Raw genomic sequence first — 19986 nt, 5'->3', positions numbered from 1 at the left:
CCGGACTCGGGCCGACCCCGGGCCGACCCCCGGGGCGCACGGCCCTGACCTCGGCGATTCAGGTAGTAGGACGTCCTACTACTACCATCGACGCCATGCCTGCCACCCGTCTGATGCCCACCGAGGAGGGCCAGGACCTCATCGACCTCACCCGCGAGATCTGCGCCAAGGAGCTCGCGCCGCTGGTCGACGAGGCGGAGCGCGCCGCGGCGACGACCCCGGCCCTGCCCCTCGAGGCCTTCCGCGTCCTCGGCCGTGCAGGGCTGCTCTCGCTCCCCTACCCCGAGGAGCACGGCGGCGCCGACCAGCCGTACGAGGTCTACCTGCAGGTCGTGGAGGAGATCGCGTCGGTGTGGATGAGCGTCGCGGTCGGCGTCTCCGTGCACGGGCTCACCTGCTACCCCGTGGCGACGTTCGGCACCGACGCGCAGAAGGCCGCGCTGCTGCCGGACATGCTCTCCGGCGACCAGCTCGGGGCCTACTGCCTCTCCGAGCGCAGCGCCGGCTCCGACGTCGCCGCCATGACGACGAAGGCGACGGCCGACGACGCAGCCGACCCCACGGCGTACCGGCTCAAGGGCACCAAGGCGTGGATCTCCCACGCCGGTCACGCCGACTTCTACACGACGTTTGCCCGCACGAGCGACGACGGCGCCCGCGGCCTGTCCTGCTTCGTGGTCCCGGGCGACGCGTCGGGGCTGTCGTTCGGCACCCCCGAGCGCAAGATGGGCCTGCACTGTGACACGGTCGGCGAGGTGCACTTCGACGGCGTCGAGGTCTCCGCCGACCGCCTCGTCGGGAAGCCGGGGCAGGGCATGTCGATCGCCCTCGCCGCGCTCGACTCCGGACGACTCGGGATCGCCGCAGCCGCAACGGGTCTCGCGCAGGCCGCCTTGGACCGCGCGGTCGACTACGCCAAGGACCGCCAGCAGTTCGGCCGCCCCATCGGCGACAACCAGGGCCTGGCCTTCCTGCTCGCCGACATGGAGGCCGCGGTCACCTCCGCGCGCGCCGCGTACCTCCACGCGGCCCGGCTGCGCGACGCCGGACGGCCGTTCGGCAAGGAGGCTGCGGTCGCGAAGCTCGTGGCCACCGACAACGCCATGCGCGTCACCACCGACGCGGTCCAGGTCCTCGGCGGCGCCGGCTACACCCAGGACTTCCCGCTCGAGCGCTACATGCGCGAGGCGAAGGTGACCCAGATCTTCGAGGGCACCAACCAGATCCAGCGTCTCGTCATCAGCCGCCAGCTGCTCCGCGGCTGACCCGACTCCCCAGCAGAGCTCCCCCACCAGCAGAGCCACCCGTCGCTGTCCGCGGCGCCCACCGAGAGGTCGAAAACCCTTGCAGATCAACGACTCCACCGTTGCCCTCGTCACCGGCGGCGCCTCCGGCCTCGGCGGCGCGACCGTCCGCCGGCTGCACGCCGAGGGCGCTGCCGTCGTCATCGTCGACCTCCCTGGCTCCCCCGGCCAAGCGCTGGCCGACGAGCTCGGCGACATGGTCACGTTCTCGCCGGCCGACGTGCGTGACGAGGCGCAGGTGCAGGCGGCCATCGACGCCGGGCGCCAGCTCGGCACCCTGCGCGTCGTCGTCAACTGCGCCGGTGTCGGCACCCCTGGCCGCGTCGTCGGCAAGCGCGGCCCCCTGCCGCTCGACGACTTCGCGAACGTCGTCAGCATCAACCTCGTCGGCACCTTCAACGTCCTGCGTCTCGCGGCCGCCGCGATGCTCGACAACGAGCCGGTCGACGGCGACCGCGGCGTCGTGGTCATGACCGCCTCCATCGCCGCCTACGACGGCCAGATCGGCCAGGCTGCGTACGCCGCGAGCAAGGGCGGCGTGGTCGGCCTCACCCTCAGCGCCGCCCGCGACCTGGCGGACAAGGGCATCCGGGTCATGACCGTGGCTCCCGGCACCTTCGAGACGCCCATGCTGTCGGGGCTGCCCGGCGACGTGAAGGCGGTCCTGGAGAAGCAGGTCCCGCACCCCTCTCGCCTCGGTCGGCCGGAGGAGTACGCCAACCTCGTGGCCCACATCGTCGACAACGCGATGCTCAACGGTGAGGTGATCCGCCTCGACGGCGCGCTGCGGATGCCGCCCCGCTGAACCACCCACGCCCCTGCCCGGACACCGTCCGGCCGCCGCTGCCCCGTTCGAGTGCCTGCACTCAGCGGGGCAGCGCGCGTTCCTCGGCGACGCTGTTGCCGCCGTCGACGACCAGGACCTGCCCCGTCGTGTAGCTCGCGCCCGGGCTCGCGAGGAAGGCGATCGCCGCAGCGACCTCCTCGGCCGTCCCCGAGCGCCCGACCGGCGTGGCCAGGCCCTCGGCCGCCTCGGCCGCCGTCTGCGAGCCGGTGGCCACCCAGCCGGGTGCGACCGCGTTGACGGTGATGCCGTGGGCCGCCTCGTCGACCGCGAGCGCACGGGTGAGCCCGACGAGCCCTGCCTTGGCGGCCGCATACGCCACCTCACCCCGCATCCCCATCACGGCGCCGGTCACGCTCGTGACCATGACCACCCGTCCCGACCCGCTCGTGCGCAGGTGCGGGAGCGCCGCCCGGGTGACGTGGAACGCGGTGTCGAGGTTGCGCTGCATCGACTCCGACCAGCGCCGTGGGGTGGTGGCGGCCAGGTCGCCCTCGAGGTAGTCAGGCCAGCTCGTCGAGACCATCCCGGCGTTGTTGACCAGGACGTCGAGGCGGCCGCCCCACTCGGCAGCGGCGTCGACGAGGTCGGCGGCCACGCCAGCGTCGGTGAGGTCGCCCACGAGGCCCAGGGCGTCGACACCGAGATCCTCGAGCTCGCGCGCCCGCTCCAGGGCGCGGTGCGTGGTGGCGGCAAGCACGACCCCGGCGCCGAGCGCGCCCAGGTGGCGCGCGGTGGCGAAGCCGATCCCGGTCGGGCTGCCGGCCCCGGTCACCAGGGCGGTGCGGCCGGACAGGTCGAGGAAGGACGGCAGCGACATCCCCGAAGTCTCCCCCGACCGCCCCGTCCCGCGGGCATGAATGGACCCGGCCAACTCATACTTGGCCGGGTCACCACCTGTCTAACAGGGGCGACGGCAGGGTGCAGGCACCGACACGCGACGGCCGGATGAACAGTGGCCGACGGCACCGGTGCCGCCCCTGCGCCAGTAGTGGTGGCAGGACAGGCGGTGGCGCCACCACTACTGACACGACGTCAGCAGTGGTGGCCCGGGAGGTCAGACGGAGGCGGCGAAGGCGTCCTCGAGGATGTCCAGGCCCTCGGACAGCAGCTCGTCGCCAGCCGACAGCGGCGGCAGGAACCGGAAGACGTTGCCGAACGTGCCACAGGTCAGGGTCACCAGGCCGGCGGCGTGGCAGGCCTTGTTGATCCGGCCGGTGAGGTCGGCGTCGGGCGTCTTCTTCGCCAGGTCGCTCACGAGCTCGACCGCGAGCATGGCGCCGCGACCGCGGATGTCGCCGATGACGCCGTACTTGTCGGCCAGGGCCTCCAGCCGCGGGCGGAACATCGCCTCGACCTGCTTCGCCCGGCCGCGCAGGTCCTCGGCCTTCATCGTCTCGATGGAGGCGAGGGCCGCGGCACACGCGACGGGGTTGCCGCCGTAGGTGCCACCCAGGCCGCCGGTGTGGATCGAGTCCATGACGTCCGCGCGCCCGGTGAGCGCCGCGAGCGGCATACCTCCCGCGATGCCCTTGGCGGTGGTGACGAGGTCGGGGACGACGCCCTCGTGCTCGGAGGCGAACCAGTCACCGGTGCGGCAGAAGCCGGTCTGCACCTCGTCGGCGATGAAGAGGATGCCGTGCTCGGTGCACCAGTCGGCGACCTTCTTGACGAATCCCGGTGCGGGCACGATGAACCCGCCCTCGCCCTGGATCGGCTCGAGGATGACGGCGGCGGTGTTGTCCTCGCCAACCTGGGCGTGGACGTCGGCGACGAAGGTCTCGAAGGCCTCGTCGGCGCAGCGCTCCGGGCCGGTGGGCCAGCGGTAGGGGTAGGCCATCTGCACGCGGTAGATCTCGTTGGCGAACGGCCCGAACCGGTGCTTGTACGGCATGTTCTTGGCGGTCAGCGCCATCGTCAGGTTGGTGCGGCCGTGGTAGGCGTGGTCGAACGCGACGACCGCCTGGCGGCCGGTGTGGTGGCGGGCCACCTTGACGGCGTTCTCGACGGCCTCGGACCCGGAGTTGAACAGCGCCGAGCGCTTCTCGTGGGTGCCCGGCGTGAGCTCGGCGAGCGCCTCCGCGACCTGGATGTACTCCTCGTACGGCGTGACCATGAAGCACGTGTGGGTGAAGTCGTTGACCTGCGCGGTGACGGCGTCGATGACCCGCTGGTTGCCGTTGCCGACCGTGGTCACGGCGATGCCCGAGCCGAAGTCGATGAGCTGGTTGCCGTCGACGTCGCGCAGGATGCCGCCGGACGCCTGCTCGACGTAGATCGGGAGGCCGGTGCCGACGCCGGCGGAGACCGCAGCGTTCTTGCGCTGCTGCAGGGCCTGGGACTTCGGGCCGGGGATGCTGGTGGCGAGGACGCGCTTCTGCTCGAGCATGGGGCGAGCATACGACCGGCCCCGAGGGCGCCGACAGGGCACGCGGGTGACGCCGCGGCGTACCGGCCCTAGGTTGGCTGCATGGCAGCCAAGGCTTCGTCGCCCGCCGTCGAGGTGGAGGTCGGCGAGCGCGACGTGCGCATCTCCAACCCGGACCGCGTGTACTTCCCCGCGCGCGGCGAGACCAAGCTCGACCTCGTCAACTACTACCTGTCGGTCGGTGACGGCATCGTCAACGCGCTGCGCGAGCGCCCCTGCATGCTGCACCGCTTCCCCGAGGGCGTGGCCGGCGAGAAGGTGCACCAGAAGCGCGTGCCCCACGGCGCTCCCCCGTGGCTGGAGACGGTGCGCGTGAAGTTCCCGCGCTACAACCGGACCGCCGACGAGCTGTGCGTCACCGAGCTCGCCCACGTCATCTGGGCGGTGCAGATGTCGACGGTCGAGTTCCACCCGTGGAACAGCCGGCGGGCCGACGTCGAGAAGCCCGACGAGTGGCGGATCGACCTCGACCCCGGCCCGGAGTGCCCGTGGGAACGCGTGCAGCGGGTGGCCCACGTCGCCCACGAGGTGCTCGACGACCTGGGTGCCGTCGGGTGGCCCAAGACCAGCGGCGGCTCCGGCCTGCACGTCTACGTCCGGATCAAGCCGGAGTGGGGTTTCAAGGACGTACGGCGCGCCGCCCTCGCCTTCGCCCGAGAGGTCGAGCGCCGCGCGCCCGAGGACGTGACGACGACCTGGTGGCGCAAGGACCGTGACCCCGCAGCACTGTTCGTCGACTACAACCAGAACGCGCGCGACCACACGATCGCGAGCGCCTACTCGGTGCGCGGCAACCCCGAGGGCACCGTCTCCACGCCGATCCGCTGGGACGAGGTCGACGCCGTCAGCCCCGGCGACTTCACCATCGCCACGGTCCCGGCGCGCTACGCGGAGCTCGGCGACCTGCACACCGGCATCGACGACGCCGTCTTCGAGATCGACCAGCTCGTCGAGTGGGCCGAACGCGACGAGCGGGACGGCGCCGAGGACCCGCCAGAGCCCGCAGAAGCGGGCTGAACCCCTCGTCAGGACCGCACCTGCGGATTTATACTGCTGGGTATGCCGCAGCTACGGATCCGTGACGCCGCCACCTTCTTGGGGGTGAGCGACGACACCGTGCGGCGGTGGGTCGACAGCGGGGCCCTGGCGGCGGAGACCGACGACGCGGGCCGCAAGGTCGTCGACGGCTACCAGGTCGCCCAGCTCGCGCGGGACCAGGCGCACACCGCGACCGACCCCTCGAACGTCGGGCGGTCGGCCCGCAACCGGTTCGTCGGCCTCGTGACCGACCTCAAGGTCGACACCGTCATGGCCCAGGTCGAGCTGCAGTGCGGACCGTTCCGGGTCGTCTCCCTCATGAGCAGCGAGGCCGTCCGCGACCTCGGTCTCGAGCTCGGCTCGGTGGCCATCGCCGTGGTCAAGTCCACCACCGTCATCGTCGAGACCCCCTTGGGAGCATCATGACCAGCCGCTCCCGCTGCGGCCGCCCAGCTGTCCTCGCCCTGGTCGCGGCCGCCTCGACGGTCGCGCTGGGCACCGCGGCCTGCGGCGGCTCCACGGGCTCCGCGGGCGGTACGACGTCCAGCCGCTCGTCGAGCTCGTCCTCGGGGCTGTCCGGCAGCATCACCGTCTTCGCGGCGGCGTCGCTGAAGAGGACGTTCACCCGGATCGGCGCCGACTTCGAGAAGGCGCACCCGGGCACGACGGTGACGTTCAGCTTCGCGGGGTCCTCCGACCTCGTCGCCCAGATCCAGCAGGGGGCGCCGGCCGACGTGTTCGCCTCGGCCGACACCGAGAACATGGACAAGGCCACCGCAGAGTCGCTCACCGCGGCCACCCCGGTCGTCTTCGCCTCCAACACCCTCGAGATCGCGGTCCCGCCGGGCAACCCTGCGAAGGTCGCCTCCCTCGCCGACCTCGGCAGGCCCGGGGTCAAGGTCGTCCTGTGCGCCCCGGCCGTCCCCTGCGGAGCAGCTGCCGCCAAGGTCGAGCAGGCGGCAGGCGTCGACATCAAGCCGGTCAGCGAGGAGCAGTCGGTGACCGACGTGCTCGGCAAGGTCAGCGCCGGGGAGGCGGACGCCGGGCTGGTCTACGTCACCGACGTGAAGGGCGCAGGCGACTCCGTCCAGGGCATCACCTTCCCCCAGTCCTCGGCCGTGGTGAACTCCTACCCGATCGCCTCCCTCAAGTCGTCGAGGAACAAGGCCGTCGCCGACGCGTTCGTGGCCGCCGTCACCAGCTCGGCGGGTCAGCAGGTCCTGGCTGCTGCCGGGTTCGCCGAGGCGCCGTGAGCCGCACCCACCGTCCACGGCTGGGGCTGCCCGGTTGGGTGTTCGTCCCTGCGGTCCTCGGTGCGGCATTCGTCGTGCTGCCGCTGCTCGCGATGCTCACCCGGGTGGACTGGACCCAGTTCCCCCAGCTCGTGACCTCGGACTCCTCGCGGGCCGCCCTGCTGCTCAGCCTGCGGACCTCGGCGGCCAGCACCGTGCTGTGCGTGGCCTTCGGCGTGCCGATGGCCGGGGTGCTGGCCCGCACGCAGTTCCGGGGGCAGTCGGTGCTGCGGTCGCTGGTCCTGCTGCCGCTGGTGCTGCCCCCGGTGGTCGGGGGCATCGCGCTGCTCTACACGTTCGGCCGCCGTGGGCTGCTCGGCCACACCCTCGAGGTGCTCGGACTGCAGGTCGCCTTCTCGACCGCTGCCGTCGTCCTCGCCCAGACGTTCGTGGCGCTGCCCTTCCTCGTCGTGAGCCTGGAGGGGGCCCTGCGCACAGGAGGGCAGCGCTACGAGGAGGTCGCGGCGACGCTCGGCGCCCGCCCGACCACGGTGTTCCTGCGCGTCACCCTGCCGCTGGTCCTGCCCGGGCTGGCCTCGGGCGCGGTGCTCGCCTTCGCCCGGGCCCTGGGCGAGTTCGGTGCGACGATCACGTTCGCCGGCAGCCTGCAGGGCGTGACCCGGACCCTGCCGCTGGAGATCTACCTGCAGCGCGAGACCGACCCGCAGGCGGCGGTCGCCCTCTCGCTCGTCCTCGTGGTCGTCGCCACGGTCGTCATCACCGTCACCCGTCGTTCGCGGAGCGCCCTGTGACCGTCGACCCGCCGTCCGACCGGTCCGTCGACCCAGCCGTCGACCCGGCTGAGGGCCCGACCCTCGGGGCGGGCCTCGACGCCACCCTGCGCGTCACCGGACGTGACCTCGACCTCCGGCTGCAGGTGCCGCGGGGGCGGACGCTGGCCCTCCTCGGCGCCAACGGTGCCGGAAAGTCCACGGCCCTCGCCTGCATGGCCGGGCTCCTGCGTCCCGACGGCGGTGAGGTCCGCCTCGGTGATCGGGTGCTCTCCTCCTCCCGCGGCTCCGGCACCTGGGTCCCGCCCCACGCGCGGGGAGTGGCCCTGCTCGCCCAGGAGGCGCGGCTCTTCCCGCACCTGTCGGTGGCGGACAACGTCGCGTTCGGCCCCCGCAGCGCGGGCGCCTCGCGGCGCGAGGCGCGCGAGCGGGCCGCCCACTGGCTGGCCGAGGTCGACGCGTCCGACCTCGGGCCGCGCCGACCGACGGCCCTCTCGGGCGGACAGGCCCAACGGGTCGCCATCGCCCGGGCGCTGGCGACCGAGCCGCAGGTGCTGCTGCTCGACGAGCCGCTGTCGGCCCTCGACGTCGAGGCCGCCCCCGCCATCAGGCAGCTCCTGCGCCGGGTGCTTCGGGACCGCACCACGGTGGTGGTCACCCACGACGTCCTCGACGCCGTGCTGCTCGCCGACGACGTCGCGGTCCTCGAGTCGGGGCGCGTCGTCGAGCAGGGTCCGACCACCCGGGTCCTGTCGCGCCCGAGGAGCGCCTTCGCCGCCCGGATCGCAGGGCTCAACCTGGTCCGCGGCACCGCCTCCGCATCCGGCGCGAGCACCGCGGTCACCACCCCGCAAGGACTGAGGGTCGAGGGCCTCACGGACGACTCCGTACCCGACGGGGAGGCCGCGGTCGCGGTCTTCAGCCCCAGCGCTGTGGGTGTCTACCGCGACGCCCCGCACGGCAGCCCCCGCACCACCGTCCGCGCGCGGGTGACCGACCTGGAGCCGCACGGGCACCAGGTACGGGTGCACACCCCGTACCTGTCCGCGGACGTCACGCCCGCGGCCCTCGCCGAGCTCGGCCTCTCTGTCGGCGACGAGGCCGTCCTGACCGTGAAGGCCAGCGAGGTGGCGGTCTACCCCGCCTAGGTGGTGGTACGGCGGTGCAGCTCGTCGATGATGGCCTGTTCGCGGGCCATCGCCGCCATCACCTCGGCCTCGGCCGCGGCGTCGTCGACCTCGCCGTCGAGGTGGCCGCCGGTGCGCACGACGTCCTCGAGGTGGGCCAGCTCGGTGAGCAGCTGACGGACCGACGGCTCGGCCGGCGCCTCGTCGGCCACCGGGAGGGACTCCGCCAGGGCTGCGGCCTCGACGAGGGAGGACGGCTCCACGAGGGTGGTGGGCTCCGCAGGCGGGGCGGGCTCCATCGGACGAACCGACTCCAGGAAATCGGTCATCGGCAGGCCTCCTTGCTCGCACGGCGATATGGGGGCTCCGACTGCTTGAAGCCTTGTGATCATCGTCCGATTTGTCCGGGGCGTCAATCGCAACGTCTCGCTCAGCGCCCTGCCCGAGTTCCCCCGAACGGCCGAGCCGCGGGCGAAGACCCGACCCACACTGCCGGCGTCGCCGCATACTCGGCCCGTGGCTCGCGAGGACTTCGCGGAGGTCCTCGCCCGCGCTCAGGCCGGTGACGAGGCGGCCTTCTCACGCCTCTGGATCGACCTCAACCCGCGGCTGGTGCGCTACCTGCGCATGGAGCCGGGACGGCAGGCCGAGGACCTCGCGGCCGAGACGTGGGTCAGCGTGGTCAAGGGACTCAAGCGCTTTCGCGGCGACGAGACCGCTTGGCACGCCTGGGTGTTCACCACCGCCCGACGGCGAGCACTGGACGACGCGCGCCGCCGAGCGCGCCGACCGCAGACCTCGGGTCCGGACGCTCTCGACCACCTCGCGGCGCGACCGGACCCCAGACCGTCCGACGGGACGGATGGTGCCGCCGAGGCACTGCGGCTGCTCTCCACACTGCCGCCGCTGCAGGCGGAGGTGCTGGCCCTGCGGGTGCTGGCCGAGCTGCCGGTCGACACCGTCGCGGCGATGTTGGGGCGCAGCCCGGGCGCGGTCCGCGTCGCCGCTCATCGGGGGCTGCGGACGCTGGCCGCCAGGCTCAGCCGCGAGGGTGTAACGCACTGAGCCGGGGCGGCGCTTCACTCCCCGTGACGAGCAACGACTTCGAGCCCCCCGTGGCGGACGACGCCGACCTGCCCCACCTGTCCGACGGGCAGGTGGAGGCGCTGCTGCGTGGACACCGGCCGGCCGACACCGCCCCCGGGACGGACCGTGCCGCCGACCTGGTGCACGCGTTGACCGGTCCTGCCGTTGCGTCGGAGCTCACCGGTTACCGGGCGGCCATGACCACCTACACCGACGCCTTCTCGATGCGCACCAGCAGCCGCCCGCGCCGCCTGCTGCTGTTGTCCTCACTCCTCGGCGCCAGGACCCTGGCGGGAGTGGCCGGCTCCGCCCTCGCACTCGGGGCCGTGGGCGCGGTGGTGCTCACCACCTCCGCACTCGGTCCCTCCCACGCCCCCGAGGCGCTGCCGCTGGCCACGGGTTCGACGACCACGACCGCCGCGTCGACGCACGCCCCGGACGACGCGGACCAGTCGGACGACGCCGACGAGAGCGAGAAGGACGGCACTGGATCCGGGTCCGCCACCGCAGCGGTGGGACCGGACGCCAAGGGGCCGGCCGCCTTCGGCCTGTGCAACGCCTGGGCGCACCACCAGGCCGAGGCCGGCACGACCGCGACCGCGGACACGTCCGTCGCCTTCCGCAACCTCGCCGAGGCCGCTGGTGGCGAGGGCAAGATCGCCGGCTACTGCGCGAACGTGCCCCACCCCGGGAACGCTGCCGCCAAGGCCCGGGGCAGCCACGGTTCCACGCCCGGTTCGGGGGGCAAGGGCAAGTCCACCAAGGCGCCCAAGCCCGCCAAGCCGACCAAGCCGACCAAGCCGCACAGCTCCAGCCACAGCGCCAGCCCCTCCGCCCGGCCCACGGCCAGGCCGCGGACGAGCGCCCCGACCCCCTCCCTCACGACACCGTCCCGGCCCGCGGTGACGGTCACGTCCTGAGGGCAGGCTGAGCGCCGGACCTTCGCGGACCACAGCACCGGCGCCGGGCAGCGTCCTGCCGTTGCTAGCCTCCTTGCACACCCCGGGAAAGGGCGGACGAGCTGGTGCGACGGTGGCAGGCCTGGACGCTGCACCGTCGCGTCCTGGTGGCGTCGGCCGCCGCGGTGACCTTCGTGATCGTCCTCGGGGTGGCTGCCTACGCGACCGCGCTCGACCGGGTCCTCTTCAGCGCGGCCCAGGACGCAGCCCGGGTGCAGGCCGCCGAGGTGGCCTCCGTCATCCACGACGGCGAGCAGCCGGCGGCCACGGCGCTGCGCGACATCCCCAGCCAGGGCTCGCTGCTCCAGGTCCTCGACGCGGACGGCCGGGTCGTCACCTCCTCCGAGCAGGCCCTGAGCCTGTCGGCCATCACGTCGCTGAGGCCCGCCCCGGGCGCCATCGACGTGGACCAGGTGGCCGGCATCCCCGGCGAGCTGGGTGAGCCGTACGCCATCGTCGTGGAGGGGGCGCGCGACCCCAGCGGTGCGGCATACGTCGTGGTCGTCGGCACGCCCCTCGACGTCGAGGCGAAGACGGTGCGGACCGCGACGATCCTGCTGGCGCTGGGCGCCTCCGCCCTGCTCGCCCTGCTGCTGTTCCTCATCAGCCGCGCGGTGCAGCAGGCGCTGCAGCCGGTCGAGCGGATCCGCAGCGAGGTCGCGCGCATCACCCGGGTCCGCGGGCGTGGGCACATCACGGTGCCGCCGACCGGCGACGAGATCGCCCGGCTCGCCGAGACGATGAACCTCATGCTGGCGCGGCTCGAGCAGTCCGACGCCACCACGCGACGCTTCATCTCCGACGCCTCCCACGAGCTGCGCAGCCCCCTCGCCACCATCCGCGCGGCTATCGAGGTGTCGCCCGCCGGGACGTCACACCCCGACCCGACGCGTGACGAGGTGATCCACGGTGAGGCCCTGCGCATGCAGCGTCTCGTCGACGACCTGCTCACGCTGGCGAAGGCCGACGACGGCCTCCCCCTCTCGCTGGAGGAGGTCGACGTCGACGACCTGGTCGAGGCCGAGGTACGCCGCCTGCGCGCCACCGGCGACGTCCCCGTCGTGGCGACGATCGCGGCGGCCCGCGTGCAGGGCGACCGGGTCCAGCTCTCACAGGCGCTGCGCAACCTGGTCGACAACGCCGCCCGCCACACCGAGGGCGGCGTGCAGCTCACCGTGTCGTCCACGGCGGACGACGTCGTGGTGACGGTGGACAACGACGGACCGCCCATCCCGGCCGACCGGCGCGAGCAGGTGTTCGACCGGTTCGCGCGCCTGGAGGAGTCCCGCGAGCGCGACAGCGGCGGCAGCGGGCTGGGCCTGGCGATCGTGCGCACCATCGTCACCGCCCACGGTGGCACCGTGCGGGCCACGCAGACGCCGGGCGGGCAGTGCCGGTTCGAGATCAGCCTGCCGGCGGCCGGACCACCGGTGGACGCCTGAGGGCCCCGGCCAGGACGGCTGGCAGCCAGTGACGGCGCGTCAGGAGCGCGCGCCCTCGCCTGCGGTCGCGGCGCGCTCCGCGACCGGTGCGCCACCCTCGACCGGCATCAACCGGTAGCCCATGCCCCGCACCGTCTCCAGCGACGTGACGCCGAACGCCACGTCGATCTTGCGGCGCAGGTACCCGATGTAGACCTCGACGATGTTGTCGCTGCCCTCGAACGCCTGGTCCCAGACGTTGTCGAGGATCTCCGCCTTGGACAGCACGACCTCGGGGTGTCGCATCATGAACTGCAGCACCGAGAACTCCTTGGCGGTCAAGGAGATCCGGTGACCGTTGCGCCGGACGATGCGCTTGTTCGGGTCGAGGTCGAGACCACCCACCGCGAGCACCACCGGACGGACCGGGGCACCGCGCCGTACGAGGGCGCGCAGGCGGGCGACGAGGACCGGGAAGCTGAACGGCTTGGTGAGGTAGTCGTCGGCCCCGAGGTCGAACGCGTCGGTCTGGTCGTACTCCCCGTCCTTGGCCGTCAGCATCATCGCGGGGGTCCAGATCTGCAGCTCGCGCAGGTTCTTCAGGACGTCGTAGCCGTGGCGGCGGGGAAGCATGATGTCCAGGACGATGACGTCGTACGGGTTCTCGGTGGCGAGCCACTGGCCGGTCACCCCGTCGTGGGCGACGTCGACGACGAAGCCCTCGTTGGTGAGGCCTCGGCGGATGGTCTCCGCCAGGGCCTTCTCGTCCTCAACGAGCAGGACGCGCATCGTCGACCCCCTCCACTGCGCCGGCCACCGGCTCCAGGCCTGCTCCACGGTCGCGTCCCAGACTAGGCACGTCGGCCTCCGCGTGGGGCGCAGCGGACCGCCCGGCTGCGCCGCGGTGGTGCAGCAGGCCGAGCGCCGCGACCGCGAGCGCCAGGACGAGCACGCCGAGCACCCAGCCGGCGGCCACGTCGGTGAACCAGTGGTAGCCGAGGTAGATGCGGCTCGCGCCCACCGTCACCGACGCGACGAGCCAGCCCGCCAGGGCGAGGGCACGCCCACCACGGTGCTCCGCGAGCCGGTCGGCGACCAGGAGCGCCACCAGGCCGAAGAACACGGTCGAGAACAAGGTGTGTCCCGAGGGGAACGAGTAGCCGGTGTCGACCGGGCCGAGGACGACGGAGGCCGGCGGCCGACCACGGCCGACGAGGTGCTTGACGCCGAGGGTCACCGCCGCCGACACGGCCATGGTCGCCCCGAAGTGCAGCGCCCGCAGGCGGTCCCGGCGCCGCACGGCCAGCCACACCACGACACCCGCGGTGAGAAGTCCCACCGCGACCTCGCTGCCCACCATGGTCACGACCTCGGCGAGGATCGTCAGGACGGGCGTGCGCAGGTGGACCGCGTCGGCGGTCACCGTGGGGTCGTAGGCGCTCAGGTCGCCGTGCTCCCCCACACCGTCCACCAGCCCCGCGACGGCAGCAGCCGCGAGGGCCGCGACGCCGGCTGCAGCGAGGGTGCGGACGCGCGTGGAGGGGGAGGCGGCGAGGCCGCGGGGCGTACGTCGCGCGGCCGCGGGCCCGGTGGGGACGGTGCTCATGGGCACTCCTGTCGAGGTTGCTGACCTCCAGAGTCGCGGCCGCCCCTGAGCGCTTCCTGAGGACGGGGAGCCGGCGGCAGGCGTCAGCGCAGAGCCACCCCGCCCGTGCGAGCTCAGACACGTCCGTCCTCAGCAACTGCTCAGCGGGTGGCGGTCATCGTGGGGCACCACGTGCCCTGAGGGGCGGGCCCCCAGGGGCGGGACTGACCGGCATTGACCATGGAGGCGCAGGTGGCACGACGAGGCACCCGCCTCCGGACGGCGGGCAAGGCGCTGGTCGCGCTGGCGCTCGGCGCCGGGGTGCTGTGGTGGCTGCTGCCGCGCACGTCGGGGGTGTCGTGGTCTGCGGCCGCCCACCTCATCGGCGGCATCGCCCCCCACCGCCTCGCCGGGCTCACGGCCCTGTGGGCGTGCGGGCTGCTCGTCCACTCGTTCGTGCTCACCGGCGCGCTGCCCGGCCTCAGCCGCCGCCGCGCCCTGACCCTCAGCCTCACCGGCAGCGCCGTGTCCAACGTCGCGCCGATGGGCGGAGCGCTCGGCGTCGCCCTCAACTGCAGCATGGCGCGGACCTGGCGGTTCCGGGACCGGTCGTTCGCGGCGTACCTCGTCGTGACCAACGCCTGGGACGTGCTCGCCAAGCTCGCCCTCCCGCTCGTCGCCCTCGTCGGCCTGCTTGCCGCCGGGGGCCTGCCCACCCGCGGGTTGCGCGCGGGCGCGCTCGCGGCGTCGCTGCTGCTCCTGGTCCTGGTCGCCGCCGGTGTCACGGCGCTGCGCAGCGACCGGGTGGCCACCGCGGTGGCCCGCTTCGTCACCGCCGCGGTCCGACGCGCGATGCCGCGGTCGGGAGCCGAGCGGGGAGACCGCCTCGCCGCCGCGCTGCTGCAGACCCGCCTGCGCATCCGGGGCGTCGTGAGCCGGACGTGGCCCCAGCTCACGCTCGGGATGGCGGGCTACCTCACCCTGCTCGCCGCCCTGCTGTGGTCCTGCCTGCACGCGGCGGGGGCACCGGTCCCCGTGTATGCCGTCCTGGCCGGCCTCGCCGTCGAACGCCTCCTCAGCCTCACCCCCGTGACGCCCGGTGGGACAGGGCTGGCGGAGGCGGGGACTGCCGGGACCCTGGTGGCCCTGGGCGCCAGCCCGCTCCCGGTGGTGGCAGGCGTGCTGCTCTACCGCGCGTTCACCTTCGTCCTGGAGATCCCGGTCGGTGGGCTCTGGCTCGGCCTCTGGCTGCTGGTCCGGGCCCGTGCGGCTGGCACCACGGGCACCCCGCCTCGGTCCGCGCTCCGGCTCCCCGCGTGAGGATCCTGCACGCCACCGACACGTTCGGCCCGACCCTCGGTGGCATCGAGGTCATGGTGGACCAGCTGGCCAGCGCCCAGGCGCGCGCCGGTCACGACGTCACCGTGCTCACCAGGACGCCGGGGCCCGACACGCCGCCGGCTCCCGGCACACCCGGCGTCTGCCGCCGGCCCGGGCGGCTGACGGCCCTGCTGCGCGAGGCCGACGTCGTGCACGGTCACGTCTCGGCCTGGTCACCGCTGGCCATGCGCGCGGTGGGCGACGGAGCGCGCGCCGATGTGCCGGCCGTCGCCACCGTGCACTCGATGTGGGGCGCGGCGTGGCCGGCCTTCCGGGCCGCCGCGGTGCTCGGCGGGTGGACCGGGCGCTCCGTGCAGTGGGCGGCCGTGAGCGATGCCGCCGCCCGACCGGTGCGCCGAGCCCTGCGCGAGCGCGAGGTCCTGGTCATCCCCAACGCCGTGGACACGGCGTTCTGGGCACCTCACACCGACCCTCGGCCTCGGCCGGAGGTGACCGTCGTGGCGGTGGGCCGCATGCACCGGCGCAAGCGGCCCCTGCGGCTGGTGTCGGTGCTCGAGCAGGCCCGGGCGAACGTGCCCGCTGCGACAGCCATCCGCGCAGTGGTGGTGGGTGACGGCCCCCAGCACCGGGCCTTCCGCCGCGAGGTGGCCGCGCGGGGGATGCAGTCCTGGGTGCACGCGCCGGGCAACCTCTCCCACGAGCAGATCCGGGCGCTGTACGCCGACGCCGACGTCTTCGTCGCGCCGGCGACCCTCGAGTCATTCGGCATCGCCGCCCTGGAGGCCCGCACGGCCGGGCTCGTCGTCCTCGCCCGGGAGCACACGGGTGTCGGCGCGTTCGTCGACCACGGTGTCGACGGCCTGTTGTCCGGCAGCGACGCCCAGATGGCCGAGCAGCTGGCCGACCTGTGCGCCGACCCCGTCACCCGCGGGCGGATGGCGGCCCACAACCGGGCGACCGTGCCCGCCCTGGACTGGGCGAACGTCCTGCACCGCAATGAGCACGCGTATGCCGCCGCCGGGGCGGTCGAGCACGCCTGTCTCTGCGTCCCGGTCGCCTAGCGGCGGACCTGGAGGCCGGTCCAGCCTCGCAGGTCAGCTCCCCAGGCCAGGCCCCGCAGGTCAGGCCAGAAGGTCACGCCTCGGCGTCCGTGTCGGTGTCGAGCGCCCGCTCGTAGAGCAGCTCGGCCAGCACCCGGGCCCGCTCCACGTCGAGACGGAACTCCTGCTGCAGGCCACCGGTCGACGTCACGGTGAGGACGACCTGGGGGTTCGCCTGGCCGGTGTGCCGACCGACTTCGACTCCCTCCAGGGGCACCACGCGGCGCAGGGCGGTGACCGGGTCACGCCGGGTGGTGGGGGCTCCTGCGGTGTCGTCCTCGTACTCCGCGAACAGCTCCCGCAGCGCAGTGCGCGTCGCCGGGTCGGAGAAGTCCACGAGCGGCCACAGGCCTGCGGTCAGCTCCACGGCCAGCCGCTCCTTGGCCGTGGCGTCGCGCGGGTCACCGGAGGGGAAGGAGCGCAGGGCCAGCCAGTCGTCCCACGTACTGGTGGCCGCCATCAGGGGTGGCCGGCCGTCCAGCGAGCTCATCGGTGTCCCGTCGGTCTTGGGGGTGGTGCTGCCTGCGAGGCTAGGTCGGCGCTCCTGAGACGGGGCTGTGTGCACGCGTGACCCCGGCGTCTGCGCCATGACTCACCCGGGGCCCGCCGCCACCGGACATGGCAGGACCCCGTCCGGGAAGGACGGGGTCCGGTCGTCTGCGAGGCCCGGCTTCGCGCGCAGGACCTGCTCCGCGACGGAAGGAGGGTGCGGTCAGACGGCGACGCCGCGCTGCATGGCCAGGCGCTCCTCGGGCGTGGTGCCGCCCCACACGCCATACGGCTCACGCACCGCCATCGCGTGCTCGAAGCACTGCTGGATCACCGGGCAGGTGGCACACAGCGCCTTGGCGCGCTGCTCCCGGCTCAGCCGGCGGTTGCCGCGCTCGGCCTCGTGGGGGAAGAACTCGTCGGGGTCCGTCGTGCGGCACGCGCCGTCGGTCTGCCACTCGTAGGAGCTCAACAGCGGCTTGGGAAGTCTCTTGATGCTGCTCATGTGGGGTCTCTCTCTCCTCGAGGCGCGAACCGAAGTGATTCACAACCTATGCAGAACTTGTTCGCAGTGCAACACCCTTGAAGAAGTTATAGGGTTCGGAGTGCCCGAGCAGGGGTCGTCGGTGGTGCACCACCCGCCGACGGGTCACCGGGCACCAAACGTCAGATCGGATGTCGTGGTCACCGAGTTCAAGCCGGGCCCACTGTCGACCGTGCCCACGGGGCTCGCCCGATGGGGGTATCCGCATGCCGGATGACCTCGTGGGCGCCGTCGAGTGGTCGGTGGGCACCGTCGCGGATCGGCTCGGTATCTCCGCGGCCACGCTGCGCACGTGGGACCGGCGCTACGGCGTCGGCCCGTCGCAGCGCACCGAGGGCGGCCACCGGCGCTACGGAGAGGAGGACATCCACCGGGTCCGGGTGATGGCCCGCTTCACCGCCCGGGGGGTCCCGGCCCAGAGCGCGGCCCGGGTCGCCCTCTCGATGGACAGCGAGCGCCTCACGATCGAGACCGACAGCGACCGGCCACAGGCGGGATCTCCCGTCAGGCACGGCACGGTGGAGGCCATCTGCTCGGCGGCCCTGTCGCTCGACGCCGAGAGCCTGTCGCGGATCTACCAGCGGTGCCTGCGCGAGCACGACCTGGTGACAGCCTGGACCGAGGTCTTCGCGCCGGCCCTGCGGTCGATGGGCGACCAGTGGGGCGGGGGCTCGCTGGGGGTGGAGTGCGAGCACCTCGCCAGCGAGGTCCTGGCGACCGAGCTGCGCACCGTCATCCGCCTCAACCGGCCCCGCACGACCGACACCTTCGTGGTGCTGGCCTGCGCCGACGAGGAGCAGCACCACCTGCCACTCCTGGCCGTCGAGGCCGAGCTCGCCCGCCACGGGGTCGCCGCCCTCGGGCTCGGCGCCCGGGTGCCTACCGAGGCGCTGGAGCACCTGCTCATGGCGCGCCGCCCCTCGAGGATCTTCCTCTGGGCGTCGATCGCGCGCCAGGTCGACGAGCGGCTCTGGCAGGTCCTGGCGGCCGTCCGCTGGCCCCTCGACGTGGTGCTCGGCGGGCCGGGCTGGCCGGTCGACCTCCCTGCCCCCGCCCACACGGTCACGGTGACCCGGGTGCACACCCTCGAAGGAGCCACCGAAACGCTCCTGGCAGCCCCCACACCCGGTGCTACCGTGCGGACATGACCCCGCAGGAGCTGGAGAACCTGGCTCACCTGCGCCGTGCGCGCGACCTGATCGACCGCGACTACGCCAAGCCGCTGGACGTCCCGACCATGGCGCAGCGGGCACTCATGTCCCCGGCGCACTTCTCGCGCCGCTTCCGCGCCGCGTACGGCGAGACCCCCTACAGCTACCTGATGATGCGCCGCATCGAGCGGGCCATGGCCCTGCTGCGCGAGGGCGTCAGCGTCACCGACGCGTGCATGCAGGTCGGGTGCACCTCGCTCGGCTCGTTCAGCTCACGGTTCTCGGAGATCGTCGGCGAGAGCCCCACGGCCTACCGGCGGCGAGAGCACCACGCGGTCAACGCCATGCCCTCCTGCGTCGCGAAGGCGCACACCCGACCGGTCCGTCGCGGATCGAGCAGGATCGGAGAAGCGCAGCGCCACCCCGCTGCCTAGGGTCGCTGCCATGAGCATCGCGCTGCAGTACTGCCACATCACCGTCAACGACGTCGACGAGTCGATCGCCTTCTACGGCGGAGCCCTGGGACTGGCGGTCCGCAACGACGTGGCCTCGGGCGGGTACCGCTGGGTCACCCTCGGCAGCGACGCCCAGCCCGGTCTGGAGATCGTCCTGTCCGAGCCCCATGCCGGACGCTCGCAGTCCGACGGCGACGCGCTCCAGGAGCTGCTGACCAAGGGCGTCCTGCCCAACTACGTCTTCCGCTCCGACGACGTCGATGCGACGTTCGAGACGGTCCGCGCGTCGGGCGCCGAGGTCCTCCAGGAGCCGATCGACCAGCCGTGGGGCCCACGCGACTGCGCGTTCCGCGACCCCTCGGGCAACACGGTCCGCATCGCCCAGGCGCCCACCGCCTAGCCCGCCGAGCCGCCAGCTGGCTCCACGACCTGCCGGGCACCGTGGCCGGCGTCGCTTGGTGCGCCGCCGGAGAGGCTGATCACGATGTCGAGCAGGCTCCGCACGGGTTCGTCCCTGCTGAAGGCGGGGTCCGAGAGCCCGGCGACGATGCGTTCGGCCACCACCGCCAGCTTGATGTTGTGCCGGCTCGAGTAGGCCCTCAGCAGGTCGAACGCGATGTCCTCCTCGACACCGAAGCTCAGCATCAGGGCACCCTTGGCCTGTTCGATCGCGGCCCGGTGCTCAACCGAGGCCGCGACCGCCGCCCGTGCCGTTTCGCGCATCGGTTCGGTGAGGTCGACGACGAAGCCGCTGAGCCGCTTCACCTTCCCGTCGACCGCCTCGCTCTGCCCCACGAACAGGAGCCTGCACTGCCGGTTGCCGGCATCGGTCATGTGGTAGGCACAGGAGTACGGTCCGGGCTGCTCGAGATGGCTCTTGAACCGCGACAGCATGACTGCCCGGTCCTCCTCGGCCATCCTCTCGAGCATCAGCTCGGTGGTCGGCTCCTCACCAGCGGACAGGGCGTGGAGGGCTCGCAGCCCGGCCGACCAGGTCCAGCGAGCGCTCTCGGCCTCGTACTCGAAGTACATGGTCTGACCGTCACTGTGCGCAGCTTCGAGGCGTGCCACGGCTTCCTCCTACATGGACG

Annotated in this window: 23 protein-coding genes; 15 read left to right on the top strand and 8 right to left on the bottom strand. The window is 73.1% G+C overall.

Annotation, left to right across the window (positions count from 1 at the left end; translation table 11 throughout):
* Positions 1 to 95: 95 nt before the first annotated feature.
* A complete protein-coding gene (locus AB4Z02_RS08925) occupies positions 96 to 1265 on the top strand; it encodes an acyl-CoA dehydrogenase family protein (protein ID WP_441970411.1) in 1170 nt (389 codons plus the stop codon).
* 79 nt (positions 1266 to 1344) lie between these two features.
* A complete protein-coding gene (locus tag AB4Z02_RS08920) occupies positions 1345 to 2109 on the top strand; it encodes an SDR family NAD(P)-dependent oxidoreductase (RefSeq protein ID WP_441970410.1) in 765 nt (254 codons plus the stop codon).
* A 61-nt stretch (positions 2110 to 2170) separates the two neighbouring features.
* Here the strand turns inward: AB4Z02_RS08920 and AB4Z02_RS08915 are convergent, their stop codons facing one another.
* Together AB4Z02_RS08915 and gabT are read right to left on the bottom strand one after the other, a co-directional pair.
* Positions 2171 to 2968, bottom strand: a complete 798-nt coding sequence (locus AB4Z02_RS08915; RefSeq protein ID WP_441970409.1) for an SDR family NAD(P)-dependent oxidoreductase — start codon at positions 2966 to 2968, stop codon at positions 2171 to 2173.
* A gap of 237 nt (positions 2969 to 3205) precedes the next feature.
* Positions 3206 to 4537 (bottom strand): 4-aminobutyrate--2-oxoglutarate transaminase, encoded by a 1332-nt coding sequence (gene gabT / locus AB4Z02_RS08910; protein WP_056882007.1) that lies wholly within the window; start codon positions 4535 to 4537, stop codon positions 3206 to 3208.
* 81 nt (positions 4538 to 4618) lie between these two features.
* Here gabT and ligD point away from each other — a divergent pair, with 81 nt between their 5' ends.
* The 5 genes from ligD to AB4Z02_RS08885 all read left to right on the top strand — a co-directional run bounded on the left by ligD (position 4619) and on the right by AB4Z02_RS08885 (position 8785).
* Positions 4619 to 5593 (top strand): non-homologous end-joining DNA ligase, encoded by a 975-nt coding sequence (gene ligD / locus AB4Z02_RS08905; RefSeq protein WP_441970408.1) that lies wholly within the window; start codon positions 4619 to 4621, stop codon positions 5591 to 5593.
* A 42-nt stretch (positions 5594 to 5635) separates the two neighbouring features.
* A complete protein-coding gene (locus AB4Z02_RS08900) occupies positions 5636 to 6040 on the top strand; it encodes a TOBE domain-containing protein (protein ID WP_056882076.1) in 405 nt (134 codons plus the stop codon).
* A complete protein-coding gene (modA, locus tag AB4Z02_RS08895; RefSeq protein WP_441970407.1) occupies positions 6037 to 6867 on the top strand; it encodes a molybdate ABC transporter substrate-binding protein in 831 nt (276 codons plus the stop codon). Before AB4Z02_RS08900 ends, modA begins: the two co-directional genes overlap by 4 nt.
* On the top strand, positions 6864 to 7658 hold the full coding sequence (locus tag AB4Z02_RS08890) for an ABC transporter permease (RefSeq protein ID WP_441970406.1): 795 nt from the start codon (positions 6864 to 6866) through the stop codon (positions 7656 to 7658). Before modA ends, AB4Z02_RS08890 begins: the two co-directional genes overlap by 4 nt.
* 86 nt (positions 7659 to 7744) lie before the next feature.
* Positions 7745 to 8785, top strand: coding sequence for a sulfate/molybdate ABC transporter ATP-binding protein (locus AB4Z02_RS08885; RefSeq protein WP_441970425.1), 1041 nt, complete (start codon positions 7745 to 7747; stop codon positions 8783 to 8785).
* On the opposite strand, the gene AB4Z02_RS08880 is transcribed toward AB4Z02_RS08885, so the two are convergent.
* Positions 8782 to 9093: a hypothetical protein gene (locus AB4Z02_RS08880; protein WP_056882011.1), complete on the bottom strand. Its 312-nt coding sequence runs from the start codon at positions 9091 to 9093 to the stop codon at positions 8782 to 8784. The genes AB4Z02_RS08885 and AB4Z02_RS08880 overlap by 4 nt on opposite strands.
* 187 nt (positions 9094 to 9280) lie before the next feature.
* On the opposite strand from AB4Z02_RS08880, the gene AB4Z02_RS08875 reads away from it, so the two are divergent.
* The 3 genes from AB4Z02_RS08875 to AB4Z02_RS08865 all read left to right on the top strand — a co-directional run bounded on the left by AB4Z02_RS08875 (position 9281) and on the right by AB4Z02_RS08865 (position 12251).
* On the top strand, positions 9281 to 9829 hold the full coding sequence (locus AB4Z02_RS08875; protein WP_056882012.1) for an RNA polymerase sigma factor: 549 nt from the start codon (positions 9281 to 9283) through the stop codon (positions 9827 to 9829).
* 23 nt (positions 9830 to 9852) lie between these two features.
* On the top strand, positions 9853 to 10770 hold the full coding sequence (locus tag AB4Z02_RS08870; RefSeq protein ID WP_056882013.1) for a hypothetical protein: 918 nt from the start codon (positions 9853 to 9855) through the stop codon (positions 10768 to 10770).
* Between the two features lie 104 nt (positions 10771 to 10874).
* On the top strand, positions 10875 to 12251 hold the full coding sequence (locus AB4Z02_RS08865; protein ID WP_056882014.1) for a sensor histidine kinase: 1377 nt from the start codon (positions 10875 to 10877) through the stop codon (positions 12249 to 12251).
* Positions 12252 to 12290: 39 nt separating this feature from the next.
* Here AB4Z02_RS08865 and AB4Z02_RS08860 read toward each other — a convergent pair whose 3' ends face one another.
* Positions 12291 to 13019 (bottom strand): response regulator transcription factor, encoded by a 729-nt coding sequence (locus AB4Z02_RS08860; RefSeq protein WP_056882015.1) that lies wholly within the window; start codon positions 13017 to 13019, stop codon positions 12291 to 12293.
* Complete coding sequence (locus AB4Z02_RS08855) at positions 13000 to 13836, bottom strand: phosphatase PAP2 family protein (protein ID WP_441970405.1); 837 nt, start codon at positions 13834 to 13836, stop codon at positions 13000 to 13002. Before AB4Z02_RS08855 ends, AB4Z02_RS08860 begins: the two co-directional genes overlap by 20 nt.
* A 231-nt stretch (positions 13837 to 14067) precedes the next feature.
* Between AB4Z02_RS08855 and AB4Z02_RS08850 the strand changes: the two genes are divergently transcribed.
* Together AB4Z02_RS08850 and AB4Z02_RS08845 are read left to right on the top strand one after the other, a co-directional pair.
* Positions 14068 to 15135, top strand: a complete 1068-nt coding sequence (locus tag AB4Z02_RS08850; RefSeq protein ID WP_441970404.1) for a lysylphosphatidylglycerol synthase domain-containing protein — start codon at positions 14068 to 14070, stop codon at positions 15133 to 15135.
* Positions 15132 to 16217 carry a glycosyltransferase family 4 protein gene (locus AB4Z02_RS08845; RefSeq protein WP_441970403.1) on the top strand — a complete coding sequence of 362 codons (1086 nt, stop codon included), beginning with the start codon at positions 15132 to 15134 and terminating at the stop codon, positions 16215 to 16217. Before AB4Z02_RS08850 ends, AB4Z02_RS08845 begins: the two co-directional genes overlap by 4 nt.
* Before the next feature lie 73 nt (positions 16218 to 16290).
* On the opposite strand, the gene AB4Z02_RS08840 is transcribed toward AB4Z02_RS08845, so the two are convergent.
* Together AB4Z02_RS08840 and AB4Z02_RS08835 are read right to left on the bottom strand one after the other, a co-directional pair.
* Complete coding sequence (locus tag AB4Z02_RS08840) at positions 16291 to 16746, bottom strand: hypothetical protein (RefSeq protein WP_441970402.1); 456 nt, start codon at positions 16744 to 16746, stop codon at positions 16291 to 16293.
* Positions 16747 to 16968: 222 nt separating this feature from the next.
* The gene (locus AB4Z02_RS08835; protein WP_441970401.1) at positions 16969 to 17250 is read right to left on the bottom strand and encodes a WhiB family transcriptional regulator; all 282 of its coding nucleotides are present in this window, start codon (positions 17248 to 17250) and stop codon (positions 16969 to 16971) included.
* A gap of 245 nt (positions 17251 to 17495) precedes the next feature.
* Between AB4Z02_RS08835 and AB4Z02_RS08830 the strand changes: the two genes are divergently transcribed.
* The 3 genes from AB4Z02_RS08830 to AB4Z02_RS08820 are packed head-to-tail and all read left to right on the top strand — an operon-like array spanning position 17496 to position 19295.
* Positions 17496 to 18437, top strand: coding sequence for a MerR family transcriptional regulator (locus AB4Z02_RS08830; protein ID WP_441970400.1), 942 nt, complete (start codon positions 17496 to 17498; stop codon positions 18435 to 18437).
* The gene (locus AB4Z02_RS08825; protein ID WP_056882021.1) at positions 18434 to 18874 is read left to right on the top strand and encodes a helix-turn-helix transcriptional regulator; all 441 of its coding nucleotides are present in this window, start codon (positions 18434 to 18436) and stop codon (positions 18872 to 18874) included. The genes AB4Z02_RS08830 and AB4Z02_RS08825 overlap by 4 nt, the downstream gene beginning before the upstream one ends.
* A 10-nt stretch (positions 18875 to 18884) precedes the next feature.
* Positions 18885 to 19295 (top strand): VOC family protein, encoded by a 411-nt coding sequence (locus AB4Z02_RS08820; RefSeq protein WP_056882022.1) that lies wholly within the window; start codon positions 18885 to 18887, stop codon positions 19293 to 19295.
* Here AB4Z02_RS08820 and AB4Z02_RS08815 read toward each other — a convergent pair.
* The gene (locus AB4Z02_RS08815; protein WP_441970399.1) at positions 19292 to 19966 is read right to left on the bottom strand and encodes an ANTAR domain-containing protein; all 675 of its coding nucleotides are present in this window, start codon (positions 19964 to 19966) and stop codon (positions 19292 to 19294) included. The genes AB4Z02_RS08820 and AB4Z02_RS08815 overlap by 4 nt on opposite strands.
* Positions 19967 to 19986: the final 20 nt, after the last annotated feature.

It is taken from the genome of Pedococcus sp. 2YAF34 (assembly GCF_052114585.1).
Taxonomy (GTDB): domain Bacteria; phylum Actinomycetota; class Actinomycetes; order Actinomycetales; family Dermatophilaceae; genus Pedococcus.
Note: the sequence above shows the minus strand (reverse complement) of the source record. Positions and strands in the feature narration are given on the sequence as shown.